A 16,921-nucleotide genomic window follows, 5' to 3' on the forward strand; every position below is an offset into this window, starting at 1 on the left:
TACAAACTAATTTAATTAGGGGTTTTCGCCCTCGCTACCACAATGCCGATCGCACTTTCGACTCTCCTAATATATCTCTGCAAGTCGTAAGCAACTGTCACCTGCCCAGCCGGCGAAGCGTGAATTAAACCCATATTGCCGTCAGCATTACGGTAGACTAAACCCGTGTGGGTGACATCCAATCCTTTAACATCCGTCGCTACTGCTATAATATCCCCTGGTTTTAACTGAGAATAAACACTTTTTATCTGATTTGTGGGGATGTAATTAACAGTAGTTTTTGCTAAGTCTGCTTCTTGGCTGACTATGCACTGATAAGTTGCTTCGTCTTTAACCATTTGCGGATAACTGTTGCGGTGCTGACTCATGAAATTTAGTGTTTTATTCATGGGCACTCCGCCTAATTCAGCGGTGATATTTTCCACTGTTTGCCGTTTTTGATTGTCATTAATCCATTCGGAAAAATAATGCAATCTGCTGCAATAACCGTTAATTTTACCGTTTAAATATCGCTGTTGTTCTATGCGATCGACAAAATTTTGATAGTCGTAATCTTGTACTGCTACGCCCCTGGCGATCGCCAAAACGGTTTCTACAAATAAAACGCAATCAAATTTATTCAAAGTTATGATCAACTTTTCTTCGCCGGATTTGTCCAACAACCCGGCGGCGTAGGGCTTTCCTAGAAAGTTATTGGCGATCGCCTGGACAATTTCTCCGATCGAGCGATCGTGCAAATTTTGTTGTTTTGCATACTGTACAACCTTTTCAAAACGTGCTATGTCTTCAGGTTGTGCAACGGTTTCTCTCTCGGTATTATTGGAGTCCGATCGTCTCGCAAGCACTTTCAGCAATTCGGAATAGGAAATTTCCGCTAAATTGTTGAAGTCCCACAACATACTCGGAAAACTGGAAACACTTTGCTTGTTTTTTATTTCCAGATTTTCGCTTTCTCCCGTCAAGGAAAACGCTAGATCCGCCCCCTGTCCTGCTGTTTGTCCATCGAGAACATATCCCGTAGCAGATTGAGACTGAAATGCCCAAAAATCAGGGATCAAAGAATTATTCACGCCGACGATCGCAAATCCCAAAACAGCCAGACTCCAAAAATTTCTCATGTTTTTCAAAGGATTTTGCTTCAACTCAGTGCTATCCTGAAAATTTTACAATTACTAGAAGTCTCAATCAGCCTAGTAGACAGATAAAATTGGCAACAGCGGACTAGATCGATACACTTGTCATTTAGACGCCGCCCTATTATAAACTGATCGTGCGAGTTTGATAGCACAAAACTGTAATGCAAGTAGAACGCCGACGCCGCCCACGCCCAATTCCCGCCCGACGCCCCATCGAGCCCCTAGGCCCAATCCGGCCACGACGCCAAAGCAGCCAGCCTCCTGTCCAATCCCGTCGTCGAGTCAGGACGAAATTTTCTCGCTTAAAATACCGTAATATCCTGTGCTTAATTGCCGGGGCGATCGCGATCGGGTGGATTGTCACAATACCGTTCAGAATTCGCCGTCCCCCAGAACCGCCAGTCATCTTGGCTAAACAGGCCGTCTCGCCTCAAGAAACACTCTCGCCTCCGACAATTGAACCATCGGACAATTTAGCCGATCGTCAAAGCGAGCCTACCTTTAGCTACAACATAAAAACACCTCCCAATCCAGTTTACTCTCAAGAATTGCAAGGGATTGTTGATGAAGCGGTGAAGATTGCAACCACCAAAGGAATGCCCGCAGAACGGCTATCAATTACCTTATTTGATGTCAGCAATTCCAAAAGTCACACCTTTGCCGGATATCAAAATCAAACTCTCCGATTTCCCGCTAGTGTTGCCAAGTTATTTTGGATGGCAGCGTTTTACTCAGCCATAGAAAAAGGCATCATTACGCAAAGAGAATCTGCCTTTAAAAACGACCTAGAGCAAATGATTCGCATCTCCAACAACGATGCTGCCAGCAGACTTTTAGACAAAATCACAGATACAAAATCCGGCGGCAGGCTCGCAGGAGAAGAGTTGCAAACATGGCTGAAAAAGCGCACTCAAATTAACACATTTTTCCAGTCCGCAGGCTACAATGATCTTCGTATAAGCACCAAAAATTATCCCATATACTATTTAAGACAAGAAGGGCCAATCGGTCGCGACTTGCAATTGCGGGGCGATGCTTCTCAGCCGATTCGCAATCAAGTAACTACCGACCAAGCGGCCAGATTAATATATGAAATCTATACTAGGCAAGCCGTTTCCAGCGTCGCTAGTCGCAAAATGGCTTACTTGCTGACTAGAGACTTAGACCCCAAGGCATGGAAAAATGACCCTAGCAATTCAATAAAAGGATTTCTTGGCGAATCTTTACCAACTAATATTTATTTTGGTTCTAAAGTAGGCTATACTTCCAAATCCCGCAGCGAAGCGGCTTTTGTCAGAACTTTAGACGATCGCGCGATTTATATCTTAGTTGTTTTTGCAGACGATCCGGCTTATGCCAAGGACGAAACAACATTTCCGGCAATTTCTCGATACGTTTTCGATCGGCTAAACGCTCGTGGCCCCAGCACTTTGGAGTGATATTGAGTAGGGCCGGTTGACTGTTGACTGTTAGTCGAAAAACTGAAGGATGGCTGATATCAAATCCGGTAGCATCGGAATTATTCATCTCTCTGTTCTCTTCCTCTGTTTTCTCTGCGTCAACAGCGGTTTAATCATTCCAATGCAACCGGATTTGATATGAGTGTTGAATGTTGACTCGATTTTACAATTCCGGCGCGGTCAGAAGTGAGATTATGCACAAACAACTGTTTCTGCGAAAAATGGGTACTGACGGCCAAAAAAAACAATTTTTTGACCACAACTCTATGCTTTTAGGTTAGGTAAAACCCGCATAAATAAACCCGGTTTCTGATATCCTATGATACTATGTCCGGCCCATTACCCTTAACCCTCTTCTGTCACTTTCGGCAAAAAATAATCTGCAATCCTTAGAGCATAAGACTTTTATCAAAAATCTTAATTTCCGCCATTCTGTTAGAAAATAAACGCTCAAATCCCCGCTCTATCTACAGTTAAAAATTTGGCTCTCACTTTTATTTTCCCAGAGTGACAGAAGAGGGTTAATAGGGTAAGGGCGGGTTCACGAAAAATATCTGCCAATAATTGACAATCTCAAAAACCCGCCCTTTTAATCACGGTCACTCGATCAGACATGATATGAGCAAGTGCTAATTAAGTTTGTCGTAATGAAGTCGTTTTTCTCTCGTCTGCCAAGCGCTAACTCTAAACGGTGAGTTTAACAATTGATTTACTGGATACAATTTAACTGGGGCGAAAGGATTCGAACCTCTGAATGGCTGGACCAAAACCAGCTGCCTTACCACTTGGCGACGCCCCAACGTCTCAACATTTAATATAGTAACACCCCGACACGGGAATCTGTCAAGCATTTTGACAATAAAATTTAAAAAATGTTTTTGGAACCGATCGCCCGCAGGTTTATGCTTTGACCGCAGGGGGGCGAGCTACCGGGATTTCAATCCTGAAATCCGCTCCCTGTCCAGGTTCCGAGATACAATTCAAACTTCCTCCGTGTTTTTCCACCACTATCTGGTAGCTGATAGACAAGCCGAGCCCCGTACCCTTGCCTACAGGTTTCGTTGTAAAGAAAGGGTCAAACAAATGGCATTTAGCTTTTTCGGGCAATCCGGGCCCGCTGTCTTGAATCCGAATCACCACAACTTGACCCCTCGACTTTCCTGACTCATCAGCCTCCGAGTCTTGGTTCACTACCGCCGTCGAGATTTTGATCGTCTTAGGTGGAGGCTGATTTTCCAAAGAGTCGATCGCATTCGCCAAAATATTCATAAATACTTGATTGAGCTGTCCGGGATAACACTCTACCTTCGGCAAGTCGCCGTAGTCTTTAATTACCTCAATTCCTGGCACTAGCCCGTTTGACTTCAAGCGACTCTGCAAAATCAGCAGCGTGCTGTCAATCCCTTCGTGAATGTCTACCGGCTTCATCTCGGCTTCGTCGTGCCGCGCGAAGTTCCGCAGAGACAGGACAATTTGGCGGATGCGTTCAGTTCCCATTTCTATTGAAGAGAGAATTTTCAGCAAATCCGGCACTAGGAAATCAACATCGATTTCTTCGTTTTTGTCGAGAATTTCGGGGCAAGGCTCCGGGTAATGCTTTTGATACAAGTGCAGCAAATCCAGCAGATTTTTCATGTACTGCTTGCAATAAGTCAAGTTGCCGTAAATAAAATTAACCGGATTGTTAATTTCGTGGGCGACGCCGGCGACCATTTGACCAAGAGAGGACATTTTTTCGTTTTGGATGAGCTGAGCTTCTTTCTGCTGCAACTGCTGCAAAGTTTCCGTCAGTTGGCGGGCTTGAGTTTGAGCGGCTAAGGCTGCCGCCCGGGTTTGGGCGTAGAGTTCGGCTTGGTCGATCGCGATCGCCAGTTGATCCACCACCGCTTGTAGCAATTCCACTTCGCTCGTCGCCCAGGAACGGTGGCTGCTGTAATGGTTACAAACTACAGCACCCATTTGACCGGAGCGAGTCTTGACTGGCAGCAGCAGGTTAGAAACAATCCCGATACTGCTCAAAAAAGCTCGCGTGGGCGGTTCGATGCACAGTGCTGTTGCAGCGTCGCCGATCCGGAGCGTTTGGCGGTGGCAAATTTTCTCGGCCAGCAGGGTTACTTGTTCGATCGGGTATTCTGTGAGCCGCTCTTTCAGTTCGGGATTTGCCGCCTCGTGGGTGATGGCAAAGCTTGGCTGCCCGTCTCGCGAGATCGAGTACCACAAAAAGTAGCACTGGTCAACCTGCAACAAGCTGCGAATTTCGTTGACAGCCGTATCTAAAATTTTGTCGAGGTCGAGGGAATTCCGCATCTGGCTGGCGAGACCGAAGAGCAAGCCTTCCCGGCGGCTCAACAATTCTTCTCGGGCTGCGTGGCGATCGATCGCCACGGCGATGGCGTTAGCCATGCAACCCAGAACTTCTAGCGCTCCCTCGCTTGCCAAAGCGCTACTGCACAGAGTCATCACTCCCACCAGTCGCTCCTCCACAATCAGCGGATAGGCAATGGTGCACAGAGACGGGTTCGACAGTAGGCACACAGGAGCAGTTTGGAGTTTTCCCGCTTCTGTTCGTACCCAATCTTCTATTTCTTTTGCCCACTCTTGGCTGCTAAGTCCTGAATTGGCCTGCAATTCTAACCGCTCTGTCTGCAGGTTAAAAGTCCAGATGCTCACCCCTGTGGCGTCGAGATACTCTACCATTGCCTCGGTGCACCGGTTGAGGATGACCGATATTTTCCCGCCTTGTCCAAGGGCTGCACCGACTTTAGCTTGCAGGGAACCCAAGCGAGCTCGCTCTTGTAGGGACGTTGCCGTTAGTTGGCGATCGGATGTGTCGCCGGAGCCGGCAACGATTTCTCGGGTTTGTTGAGTATCGTCCGCGCGCCCGATGCCCGCTGAAGCTTCCCACACATATTGAGATTTGCCTGTTTCTCCCAGCGTCGGGAGCTTTTTTGTTCCATATATTGTTGTCATGCTGCTCTGTGGCGTATGTACCGCAGACAAGCTCGATCGGTTCGAGCCAGGAACTAACTCCGAGATTTTCTGGCTGTCCGAGGTGATATCTTCTACCTCTGGCAACTGTTTCTGGGCTTTGACTAATTGCCAGCGCAGCTCCACCAAACTCGCAACTTGCCGACTCAAAGCTTGCAGACCTTCTATCGTTTCTTTTGTCAAGTCTCGCGACACCGAGTCCATGACGGATAGCACTCCCAGCATCTGCCCCTCTGAGGTCATGACTGGGATGCCGGCGTAAAATTTCACGAAGGGGTAGAAAACGATCAGCGGATGCTCGCCAAATCTCATATCTGTGGAAGCGTCTCGAACAATGGCGGCAGGCAGTTCTTTAAAGGAATTTATAGGGAGTTCCCTCGCAAATTCGGGAGCAACTGGCGGTTGTTGTAAAGAAATTGCCCGGTCAAATTCCGAGTTTGAGTTTGAACTCTGGGCGAACTCTTCGGGAGTTGGGTCCAGGGCCCGAGCGCAAAAATTCAGGTAACGGTGAGCCAAAGTTCGATCGATACCTAACTGCGACTTCAACCAGTGGCGATTACCGTCAATCAAGCTCAAGAAAGCAATAGGAGTTCGGCTTATATGAGCTGCCAAACCGACCAAACTGTCCAAGCAAGCCTCTGGATCAGAGCCAAGAAGCTGATACAAATCAATATTATGGAGCTTGAACACTTTTTTACCAAGAGGCAAGGGTGATTTCATCATGTGTAACTGCCCGTCTAGTTGCTGGCAACCGCCCTTCTCAATACTTCCCTTGAAAAACAAGCTATGAATTCTGTGCTGGGAGACTCTGGGCGCAACTTCAGCGCAGGTTGCTTGCGCCGAATTCAGACTAACCTCTTGACCGATATGGAAAATTTTGAGTTATGGGAGTTAGAGCACCCCAGATCTAAGACTATATAAATTATACTTCCAGTTGACTATGCTTTTGAATACCTCCGGCTCTCTAAATCTCAGAGCCTCTGTTGGGAGGAAGCAGCTTTCCAAAATATATGACTATTGCTTATCTATAATTTTTTTATCAGTTTAATTGTATTTTAACAGACTTGTCTAATCGTGGGTAGCTGGCTTGCTGGTAGATTTAAATCAGGGGTTTGTGCCACAATACCAGTGTCCTTTACCGAGCTGTGCCTTAACCAGGAGTTCAACTACAGTTAGGAGATGAATTACAAAAGATTGGTAAGATGTTAAACTTTGTAACAATAGTTGTTCAAACTCGACTTTTTAGGGATTTTGGGCCCGGATGCACATTTTGCAACTGTTGTAATTGCCGATCGACAACTCTCCCAATCCCTTTTTTCGAGTTTGAGGTAAAAAAACAGGGGTAAAGTTTCAACTAACGCTCCAAGGGAGTTGACAATTATTGGGTAGAGGCAACGCTCAAAAAATAACTGAACGAAGTATGTTTTGTATTTTCAAGAACTATAAATAAACAGGGAGAAGAATATGTCTGCAAGTAGCAGTCAAGTACCAACTATTTTGGCAGTTGATGATAGCGTCGTGATGCAAGGACTTGTTAAACAGGCCTTAAGCAAAGAGTTTCGAGTTCTCGTAACCGACAATGCAGTGGATGCTTTGTCAACGATTTATCACGAACAAATTTCTGTTTTGTTGCTGGATGTTTCGATGCCTGGTATTGACGGATTGGAACTATGCCGCACAGTGCGGAGCTTGCCTCAGTTTCAGAATTTGCCGATCGTAATGCTGACAGCGCGAGATGGAGCATTTGATAAGGTACAGGGGCGTTTGGCGGGAGCAACAGAGTATTTAACTAAGCCGTTTGATGCCGATAAGTTGCGCGAGGTAATTGGTAAGTTTATTAAAATCAAATAATCGGACTTAGGGAAAAAAGTCAGTTTTGAGTAATTAATCAAGTAATTTGAGTAATTAATGAACTAAAAAGTTGCGATCGCGTTCTGTGATCCTCGACTTCTTTAACAAGTCGAGGGGCGGGGCATTCTGCACTATTTGCGAGGTAAGTCCTAAATTTTTAATTTAGCCAGGAGTAGGGGAGCGATCGCACTGACAGGTAAAACATATTGGGCGGCACCAAGGGCGATCGCCTCCTTGGGCATTCCGAAGACAATGCAGCTAGCCTCGTCTTGGGCGATTGTCAACCCCCCTTCTCTGGCGATAGCCAACATTCCGTCAGCACCATCTCTACCCATTCCTGTCAGTAAAACCCCTGCTGCTGCCCGACTATAAAAATTAGCTACCGACTTAAATGTCACCGTTACAGAAGGGCAGTGTCCCGCAGCATGAGCAGCTTCTGAATAAATAAATCGCCCTTGAGAATCCAATTCTAAATGACGTTTTTCTGGCGGAAAATAAACAGTTCCTGCTTGTGGCAATTCTCCAAAAGAAGCTATTTTAACAGGCAGTTTCGATTCATTACCCAGCCAATCAACTAATCCTTGCAAAAAACCTTCACTGATGTGCTGAACGCAAATTATAGGCACTGGAAAACTAGCCGGAAGTTTAGAAATAATCGCGTACAGCGCTTGTGGTCCCCCCGTAGAAGCCCCTATGGCCAATACTTTAATAGTTGAAGATTTAACATTTTCGTTGGAAAATTTGTAATTAGGAACTGGTGCTTGGTTAATTTTTAAAATTTGATTATTATCTTCTAGTGGCGTCTTTTTTTGATGCCGTGTAAATACTTTAACTCCTGAGAGGATTTTTACCTTAGCTATTAATTGATTTGCTAGGCGATCGTAGTCAGATATCAACCCGCCAATCGGTTTCGGAAAAACATCCAATGCACCAGCCTTTAACACTTGAAATACATTCTGAGTATCATTCGCTTGCACTGAAGCACTAATTACTAAAATTGGTAGTGGATATTTCTTCATTACTTCTTCCGTAAATTCTAACCCGTTCATTGGTGCCATGTTCAAATCCGTACAGATTACTTGGGGCTGAACTTTGGGAATTAATTCTAGTCCTTCTAATCCGTTGCAAGCAGTTCCTACAACTTGGATGTCTGGCGAGGACTCAAAAATGCGTTTGAGGACGATCGTAACGACTGGAGAATCTTCAACTAACAATAGTTTAATGGGCGATAACATCAGTTTGCTGGGGAATGGGGAATGGGAAATGGGGCTGTTTCGGGGCAACCACGGGGGGATTGCCCCTACGGAAAATCAGGCTTTTGTAGGGGCGGTGCTAAGAATGCCAGCCCCCACCCACAGATGATTTCATGGGCATTTCAGGCATCGGGGCTCTTCACGAGGGTTTGCCCCTACAAGAAAATGAAACCCCCCTGGGGAATAGGGCACTTGTGCTACCCTTCGACTTACTTCCCTTCGGCGAAGCTTAGCGGGCAAGGCGCGCAGGGCGAGTGGCTAAGCTCAGCACGAGTCGCTCAGTAACCGCGTAGTCAAAGTATTGGGCATTGGGCATCGATGCACTGGTAATGGTGCACGGGACACTGGATATTAAACCTTGCTAATTGGTAGTAAATAACAAATGCCTCCTAACCAAGGAGTAATGACTAATGACTAAACTAACCTTTTTAGTGTCTCTACCAGCACATCTTGATTGAAAGTACCTTTAGGAATATAAGCATTTGCCCCCGCATCAGCCCCTCTTTTTTTATCTTCATCCGATGCCAAAGATGTCACTAAAATTATCGGCAACTCACTGTATTCTTTTTGCTCCCGAATCTTAATAGTCAGGGCCAAACCGTCTAAATTTGGCATTTGTATGTCAGAAATCACAGCATCAAAATCGCGAGTTTTTAATTTATGGAAAGCATCCAATCCGTCTACCGCAGTCACAACTTCGTAACCCGCACCTTCCAGGATGCGTTTTTCTTGAGTGCGCGTGGCGATCGAGTCTTCTGCTAATAGTATAACTTGTTTTCTGCTGGCTGTCTCAAGTTGTGATCGCGCACCAGAAACCCCACGGGACGAAACTTGCTGGCGTACAGATTTTATCAAATCGTGGGGATTGAGTACCATACAAACTTCCCCAGTACCGAGAATTGTGGCACCCGAAACATTTCGCACCCGTTTCAGCAATAGACTTTGAGGTTTCATAACCACATCCTGTTCGTCTATCAAAGCATTTACAAATAATCCCAATCTTTCCTCCCCAACTTTCAAAACAATACAAGGCATTTTTGCAGAGCTTGAATTTCGGAAGTAGTTTTGATTTTTTATCGAAATTTCACTCCCTGTTTCCTGTCTCAGATACCGACTTTTTTGCCACCCTTTTCTATTGTTTAATGCTAGTAAATCTGTCAGATGAGCAACTGACAGAGGCTGACCCTTTGAAAGTATAGTTTCCTTACCTTCTATAGCAAATATCTCAGACTGAGACACCAGTTGTGCCGTGTCTACAAACTCGACTGGCAGACCATAAGGAATGTCTTCAACTGTGACAATTAATACATTTGCTGTAGCTAAAGACGTGCTGATTTGCAGCCTCAAAGTGCATCCTTTTCCCGGTAAAGACTCTACTTGAATACTACCTTTTAGGGCTTCAACATTAGTGCGAACTACATCTAAACCCACCCCGCGCCCCGATACTTCGGTAACAAATTTTTTGGTCGAAAAACCCGGAGTAAAAATCAAAGATTGTACTTGATTTTCGGTCATTTCGGCCAGTTGTTCAAGCGTACAAATATTGCGTTTTACAGCAGTTTGTTTAATGCTCTCTAGATTTAGTCCCCGACCATCATCAGCAACTTCAATAATAATATTGCTAGCAATATTATAGCCTTTAATTCGGAGAGTTGCCACGGGAGGTTTACCTAGTTTTTTCCGCTCCTCAACCGTTTCAATGCCGTGGTCGATCGCATTTCTAAGCATGTGCATTAAAGGGTCTTTCATTTCTTCTAAAATGCGTTTGTCTGCTGTGGTTTCGCCTCCTTCAATCACTAATGCAACTTCTTTACCTTCCCGTTTTGCTAAATCTCGAACAGTTCGAGGAAATAAATTAAAAATAGTAGACAAAGGCAGAAGTCTCAGAGTGCGAATTCCTGATTCTAATGCCTCAGTGATTAATTCGAGTCTAGCAGTATCTTCATAAACTCGATTTCTCAAGCGGTTGACTAAAGTTCCGAGACGTTCTAAACGTTCTTCTGTACGTTGATAGTAATCCTGCAATTGGCTAAATTTACCGCTGGCTTTAATACCGTTTTCATCTATCTGCATCCGATCAACGGTCAAGCTCGTTACAAAATATTCTCGGCTCCACTCTTCCCACAAAGTTGTAATTTGTTCGATATCTGCAACTCGGTGTCCTAGCCGAGTTTTTGTGACAGTAAGTTCCCCTGCTTGAGTCATTAAATCGTCTAAATTTTGAGTAGCAACGCGAATGGTTTCAATGCGGTAAGATGAGGTTGAGGATGCAGTAACTGCCGACTGCGAAGCCGACTCAGTGGCGGGTCCAGAAGGTGCAGGCAAGTTTTGAGCTTCCAGTAGAAATTCTGGGTTGGATTGTAGGGGTAAAAAAGAGAAATTTTTCTCTAAGTTAAGGACTTCAGAAGTTTCAACATTTGTTTCTAGTTCTTGGGTATAAGGCTCAGTAAATTGCGCTTCTACCAAGGGTTGTTCTGGTACTTGTGAAGATGAGGGATCTACTATTGAGGCAGCAGCCTGTGGCTGTGGCTGACTAGAAGCACCCATCATGCTAGCGAGGATGTAAAAAGTATTAACGCCGGAATCTTCGCCGGTAACGGCTTCGTTAACGAGTTTCCGCATGGCGTCTAAACCTTGCAAAAGTCGATCGCTAATATCCGAATTCAGTTGAGTTTCTCCCCGTTTGACAGCTCCCAAAATATGCTCCATTTGATGAGCTAAAGATGCTACATTTTTTACTCCCAGCATCCCAGCATCACCTTTAAGAGAATGGGTTTCCCGCAACAATTGTTCTAACTTAGCTAAATCGCTCGGATATTGTTCTAAGTACAGCAATCCGTCGTCTAGTTTCTGTAAGTGTTCTTGACTAGCGACTTTAAATACATCTCGAAGTTCTTGATCTTCAATCATCATATATGTTATTGAGTAATAGGTAATTGAGCATGGCTCATGGGTAATTGCTAATGATAATAATGTTGAATACTCAGTCGATTGCTAATGACTAATGACTAATGACTAATGACTAATGACTACACTACTTCTTTAAGATTAAATGCAGCTTCTGTGAGTTGTTGAGTACCAATTTTAACTTGAGTAATGCCGCTGACTGTTTGAGACGCGGATTCCTTCATAGAACTCATGGCATCACCTACTTGCTGAATTGCTATCGCCTGCTGTTTAACATTAAATGAAATTTGCTGGTTGCTAGCAAACACCAGATTGCAAGCTTCCCTCACACCCGTAAAAGCTTCTGCCGTATCTTGTGCTGTTTTCACCCCTTCTGCAACCGTTTTGCGACTATCTTCAGTTGCTTTCACCGTGGAGTCGATCGCGCCCTTAATTTCTGGAACAATACCATTAATCTTTTGTGCTGCTTGTTGGCTTTCATCTGCTAACTTACGAATTTCGCTTGCTACCACCGCAAAACCTTTACCGTACTCGCCGGCTCTGACTGCTTCAACAGCGGCGTTGAGAGCCAGCATATTAGTTTGGCTGGCTAAATCGCTAACCAAACTTGCGAGAGTCGATATATTGCCAATCTGACTCGTGCTGTCGTCGAGTCGATGATTTTGCTTAGAAATTGCCACCACAGCTTCTCTAAGATTCAGCATTTGATTGAGAGTTTGATCTACCTTTTTAGTACCTTCTTCGGCTAGATTTAAAGCTTGGCGAGCGGCAATGGCAACAGACTCAGCTTGCTCGGCTGTTTGCTGGGAAGATCTGCCCAAATTTTCTAGAGTTATAGTTGTTTGATTGACCGAAACAAATTGCCTATCTGCTATTTGTTCTTGCCTATTCATATTAGATTCTATTTGCATTGAAAATGAGGATATTTGGTAAATCAGCCCCCGAATGAGAGCAACAATCTGTTTGAGAAAAAACCAGCCAAATCCCAGCACCACAGCCAGGGAAACAATAGCAATCAACGCTGCTATTTTTTGAAGCGAATCGATGGAATAAAATAGCAGTTTTTTGGGTGAACTATCCACTATCACTAAAAACTTATTGGTATTTTGTTTGCTGGGAAAAACTGTATTATAGCTAATCACTAGCTCCCTATTATCAATATTTCCCTGGCCACCTGAGAGTATTTTAGCAACAAGGTCTCCTGAATAATCATTTTTGACATTTTCCTTGGTTTTGAGTTCAAATCCCCATGCTTTTTTAGGATTGGGATGAGCCAGATAATACCCATCTTGATTTAAGATAAAAGATTGGTCTGATAGTTCAGGATTGAAATTTTTAACCATATCGAGTAGAGTGCTACCCAGAGCATTAGTAATGACAAAGCCTTGTCTTTCTCCTTTGGGATTAAAAATTGGAGTGGCATAGCGAATTGTTGGCTTGTAAGGAATTTCTATTTTCCCCCTTTCCTTATTCAGATTTAAGGAAGACACATAGACTTCTCCTGATTTTAGCTTCATAGTTGCCGAGAAGTAATCTGTGTCTGCTTTATTTTGTAGTTGAGAATCTGGAATAACTTTGATATTGGTGCCGTCAGAATCTACGCGCACGATCTCCTTACCGCTGTTATCTATGTAACGCAATTGCATATAATATGGCTTGGCTTCCATCATAGATAAAAATGTGAGTTGCATTCGATAAACCCAATCTTTATAAGTTGAATTAGTTTGTTTGTCTAATCCATTTCCTTCTCTAGCTCTAATCATTCCCTGAACTGGGGGAGTTTTGCGGAGAAACAAAATATCGGCTCTCAGATTTTCCAATTTGTTAGTCATTTGATTGGCGGTGGAATTAACACTGTCACTAAGGGTTATTAATGCTAAATTTTGCAGTGCTTCTGTTGAAGAAGAAATTCCATACCAACCAACAATAGATACTGGAATCAAGGTACTTAAAATTAGGAGCAGCAACAGTCGATGCTGCATTTTTTGGAAAAAATTGTTAATCATTAGTTACTGGGAATCGGTTACTGGTAACTTGTACGCTCGCATAGTCTAAGTATAGAGAACTAGAAAATTGTATGATCGGGTAGCCGAAGTATTGGGATTTGGGAAGTGGTAGTCAAGAAAAAATAACAACCCCCTAATAATAACTCACAACTCACTACACGACTGATTTGATATTAGGTTTTTATTGGCATTTGCCCATAAACAAGTTATTACTCCCGTTAATATCGCTGGAATTGTAGCGAGGCCTATCGCCAAAGCAATTGTTTTAATTCTTAAGGATATATTTAGCCTTTTTGGGGAACTACTCATAATTCATTGCTTTCCTACAAAACTGCTTTCAAATCTAAGGCTGCTTCATTCAATTTTTGAGTACCGACTTTAGTTTGACTGATACCGCAAGCGGTTTGGGCTGCGGCTTGATTGAGAGAGTTCATAGCTTGCACTACCTGTTCGATCGCGATCGATTGCTGTTTGGCATTCAGCGAAATTTGCTGAGAACTCAAAACCACATTGTTAATGGCATTGGCAACTCCTGCAAATGCCGCTGCGGTTTCTGAGGCAATATTCACGCCCGATTCCACTGTTTTAGTTCCTTCGTCTGTCACCATTACCGTTGAGTTAATCGCCTTTTGAATATCAGCAACTAATAGATTAATTTGCGCTCCTGACTTTTTACTGCGATCTGCAAGTTTGCGAATTTCTGACGCCACTACGCCAAACCCTTTGCCGTGTTCTCCTGCCCGCACTGCTTCAACAGCAGCATTGAGTGCTAACATATTAGTTTGATTAGCCAAATCGCTAACTACACTTGAGATATTACCAATGTGATCTGTTTGTTCGCTCAACTCTATAATTTGTCCTTGGATATCCTGAACTTTAGTTTTCAGAGTTGCCATTGCTTCTAAAGTTTGTTCTACAGCTTTTGTGCCACCTCCAGCTAAATTCAAAGCTTGCATTGCTTGAACCACGGCTGTTTCTATCTGCTGTGATGTCGCCCTGGAAGAGGCTCCCAATTCGTCCATTGTAGTAGTAGTTTGATTTACGGAAGCTGCTTGCTGACTTGCCATGCGTTCCTGTTCTTCCACGGTGGCTGCAATCTCAGTGGAAGAAGTGGCGATCGAGCTAATTGCGCGATCTATAGTTTGGGCAATTCCTGATGAAATCAGCCAAGCTATAACCGCACCTAACACCAATAAAAACACGGAACCAAATACCAATGCCGAGATCAAGAAAACTAAAGATTGCTTCGTTTTTTCTGTAGCTTGCTTAATCGCTTTTACTTCTATGTCGCGAAATTGCTTATTTATTTCCACAAATTCATCCACAAATTGTGTCTGTTTTCCGGTGTTAAAGAGAGCCAAGGCAGCAGTTCTATTATTTTTTTGTAATAAAGCAACTATTTCGCTAGAACCGTCATAATATTCGTTGCATAGTTCTAGCATCTTCTCTAAACGCATTCTCTGTTCAGGATTTTCCATCTTCAACTCCGCACTATTTCCCGACTCACGAGCTAATTCTCCACCTGTCTTAAAATCATTTAAAAACTGCGGATTTTTATTAATTAAATACCCGCGCATTCCCCGTACCATTTGTTCAGCACCTGCGGACATATCATTTGTGTCTCTGATCACATTTTCTATCCTTTCTACTTCTGCAAAATTATTCAACACATGATTAGTAGTTGTATAAACTAGCACGGGAAAACCCAAGTATATAGTTGCGGGCGCTACATAGGCCAGCAGCATTCTATTTCTAATATTTAATTTTATTAACTTAGAAAACATATTTTTCTCCTTAATTTAAGCACGTGAATACACAAATTAGATTGCTTAGTTAAATCTCGCTTGAAAAGCGGATTTGGTATAACTCAATACGCTTGGGTTAAAACTATTTATTCCTCAGAGATCTCCGTCGCATCCCCCCATCGTTGCGAGGATTTTGAGTAAGTTCTTGTTTGTCCCCCCATTTAGAAGGGGGGCTAGGGAGATCGAGCTTAACTGAACCGTATTGTGATATAATTAACTTCTTTAGTCCTGGACGCATTTCAAGATAATTCTCTCATGCTAAGTCCCGCTCGTTACCAGTTTTGATCTCTGCGTTGGATCGGGATTGCGAAGGAAATCAAGTATCCAGCTAGATGCTTCACTGCACTCATGACAGATATACTTTGCGTAAGTCCTGTTCTGGATTCAAACCTCTTCATCAACAACTACTCCTCCTTTTGTCAGCAGTTTTTGCAAGTTGAGAATAGCCATCATTTTTTCCCCATAAATAGCTGTCCCCCGTAGATATTCGCGGTTGGCAGAATGCAGTGCTGCCGGAACAGCCGCAATTTCCGACACATTTAAGTATATAATATCTAATATTTCGTCAACAACTATACCAGCGACCAAATCCGCCACTTCAACAACGATCGCCTTAGAGAGATAATTGGCAGTCTCCGACATATTTAAAGACATATTTAAAACACTGCGAATATCAATTAGCGTCACAATTTCTCCCCGTAAGTTTATATTTCCCACTATGCGATCGGGAGTGCAAGGAACCGGAGTTACTTGGTTGATATCAGTAAATTCGCGGACTAGATCTAAATGAATACCAAAGTATTCGCTATTCAAAACAAAAACCGCCAGGGACATATTAATTGCAGCATCATTTTCCCCCTCGCCTCGCAGCCTCAAATGATTAGCGCGCGATTGAAAAATTGCTTTTTCTTCTGGGGTAGCCTGCGGGCAAAAAACGTGACGCTTGCTCAAAATTTTAGGAGTTTTACCTAACACTTTTGCATTTATTTGCCCGTGTAAATTTTCCGTCTCTGCCTCACCTGCTGCTGCTTCACTACCTGCATTGCTTGGAGAAACAGGCTGGATTTCCTCTGACTTTTCGGGAGAATATCGAATTAAGTGATCGAGATTCAGCAGCATGATAATATTGGCTTCGCTGCGGGCAAGTCCAGCTACAAAATAATGAGAAGCTTCTGAATTCTCTCGTCCGTAAGATAGCTGCGGAGTGATGGCTTCTTCTGAGAGTTCCTTAACTTCGCGAACTTGATTGACAATTATACCAACTTTCGATTCTTGCCACTCTATGACGATCGTACTATCTGTCACAGAATACTCCTGCCAAGCGTATCCAAAACGCAGATTCAGATCCATCACGGGCAGAATTTCGCCGCGAAGGTCGATCGCCCCAACAATATCTTGAGGTGCTTCTGCAATTGCTGTCAACTCCGGCAGAAAGAAAATTTCCCGAACGTAGCAGGCTTCTATACCGCAGAGAAAACCGTTCTGTTCAAAGATAAGATACGGTTTAGTTTCCAT

At 43.7% G+C, this 16,921-nt stretch carries 9 protein-coding genes and 1 tRNA gene; 2 read left to right on the forward strand and 8 right to left on the reverse strand.

The genetic code is table 11. From position 1 onward, the window contains the following. Window positions 1-11 precede the first annotated feature (11 nt). Window positions 12-1,118, reverse strand: a complete 1,107-nt coding sequence (locus Q5691_RS01560; RefSeq protein ID WP_333343794.1) for an N-acetylmuramoyl-L-alanine amidase-like domain-containing protein — start codon at window positions 1,116-1,118, stop codon at window positions 12-14. Window positions 1,119-1,297: 179 nt separating this feature from the next. Here Q5691_RS01560 and Q5691_RS01565 point away from each other — a divergent pair, with 179 nt between their 5' ends. Then, window positions 1,298-2,575, forward strand: coding sequence for a serine hydrolase (locus Q5691_RS01565; RefSeq protein ID WP_333343795.1), 1,278 nt, complete (start codon window positions 1,298-1,300; stop codon window positions 2,573-2,575). Between the two features lie 748 nt (window positions 2,576-3,323). On the opposite strand, the gene Q5691_RS01570 is transcribed toward Q5691_RS01565, so the two are convergent. Beyond that, a tRNA-Gln gene (locus Q5691_RS01570) sits at window positions 3,324-3,395 on the reverse strand. 101 nt (window positions 3,396-3,496) lie between these two features. Continuing rightward, the gene (locus Q5691_RS01575) at window positions 3,497-6,307 is read right to left on the reverse strand and encodes a GAF domain-containing protein (protein ID WP_333214308.1); all 2,811 of its coding nucleotides are present in this window, start codon (window positions 6,305-6,307) and stop codon (window positions 3,497-3,499) included. 741 nt (window positions 6,308-7,048) lie between these two features. Here Q5691_RS01575 and Q5691_RS01580 point away from each other — a divergent pair. Further along, the gene (locus Q5691_RS01580) at window positions 7,049-7,435 is read left to right on the forward strand and encodes a response regulator (protein ID WP_015175702.1); all 387 of its coding nucleotides are present in this window, start codon (window positions 7,049-7,051) and stop codon (window positions 7,433-7,435) included. Window positions 7,436-7,584: 149 nt separating this feature from the next. Here the strand turns inward: Q5691_RS01580 and cheB are convergent, their stop codons facing one another. The 5 genes from cheB to Q5691_RS01605 form a co-directional block, all read right to left on the reverse strand. Then, on the reverse strand, window positions 7,585-8,670 hold the full coding sequence (gene cheB / locus Q5691_RS01585) for a chemotaxis-specific protein-glutamate methyltransferase CheB (protein WP_333214310.1): 1,086 nt from the start codon (window positions 8,668-8,670) through the stop codon (window positions 7,585-7,587). 432 nt (window positions 8,671-9,102) lie between these two features. Continuing rightward, a complete protein-coding gene (locus Q5691_RS01590) occupies window positions 9,103-11,598 on the reverse strand; it encodes a hybrid sensor histidine kinase/response regulator (RefSeq protein WP_333343805.1) in 2,496 nt (831 codons plus the stop codon). Window positions 11,599-11,717: 119 nt separating this feature from the next. Next, the gene (locus Q5691_RS01595) at window positions 11,718-13,601 is read right to left on the reverse strand and encodes a methyl-accepting chemotaxis protein (RefSeq protein WP_333214312.1); all 1,884 of its coding nucleotides are present in this window, start codon (window positions 13,599-13,601) and stop codon (window positions 11,718-11,720) included. A 323-nt stretch (window positions 13,602-13,924) separates the two neighbouring features. Further along, entirely contained in the window at window positions 13,925-15,385 is a 1,461-nt protein-coding gene (locus Q5691_RS01600) for a methyl-accepting chemotaxis protein (RefSeq protein ID WP_333308455.1), read from the reverse strand. Between the two features lie 405 nt (window positions 15,386-15,790). Beyond that, the gene (locus Q5691_RS01605) at window positions 15,791-16,921 is read right to left on the reverse strand and encodes a chemotaxis protein CheW (RefSeq protein WP_333159887.1); all 1,131 of its coding nucleotides are present in this window, start codon (window positions 16,919-16,921) and stop codon (window positions 15,791-15,793) included.

The sequence above is a fragment of the Microcoleus sp. w1-18aA5 genome, from assembly GCF_036701705.1.
Lineage (GTDB): Bacteria > Cyanobacteriota > Cyanobacteriia > Cyanobacteriales > Microcoleaceae > Microcoleus.

What these genes read in the sequence shown, in the direction of transcription:
- Q5691_RS01560 (WP_333343794.1), bottom strand. Translation starts at nt 1,118, where the DNA reads ATGAGAAATTTTTGGAGTCTGGCTGTTTTGGGATTTGCGATCGTCGGC.
- Q5691_RS01565 (WP_333343795.1), top strand. Translation starts at nt 1,298, where the DNA reads ATGCAAGTAGAACGCCGACGCCGCCCACGCCCAATTCCCGCCCGACGC.
- Q5691_RS01575 (WP_333214308.1), bottom strand. Translation starts at nt 6,307, where the DNA reads ATGATGAAATCACCCTTGCCTCTTGGTAAAAAAGTGTTCAAGCTCCAT.
- Q5691_RS01580 (WP_015175702.1), top strand. Translation starts at nt 7,049, where the DNA reads ATGTCTGCAAGTAGCAGTCAAGTACCAACTATTTTGGCAGTTGATGAT.
- cheB (WP_333214310.1), bottom strand. Translation starts at nt 8,670, where the DNA reads ATGTTATCGCCCATTAAACTATTGTTAGTTGAAGATTCTCCAGTCGTT.
- Q5691_RS01590 (WP_333343805.1), bottom strand. Translation starts at nt 11,598, where the DNA reads ATGATTGAAGATCAAGAACTTCGAGATGTATTTAAAGTCGCTAGTCAA.
- Q5691_RS01595 (WP_333214312.1), bottom strand. Translation starts at nt 13,601, where the DNA reads ATGATTAACAATTTTTTCCAAAAAATGCAGCATCGACTGTTGCTGCTC.
- Q5691_RS01600 (WP_333308455.1), bottom strand. Translation starts at nt 15,385, where the DNA reads ATGTTTTCTAAGTTAATAAAATTAAATATTAGAAATAGAATGCTGCTG.
- Q5691_RS01605 (WP_333159887.1), bottom strand. Translation starts at nt 16,921, where the DNA reads ATGGAAACTAAACCGTATCTTATCTTTGAACAGAACGGTTTTCTCTGC.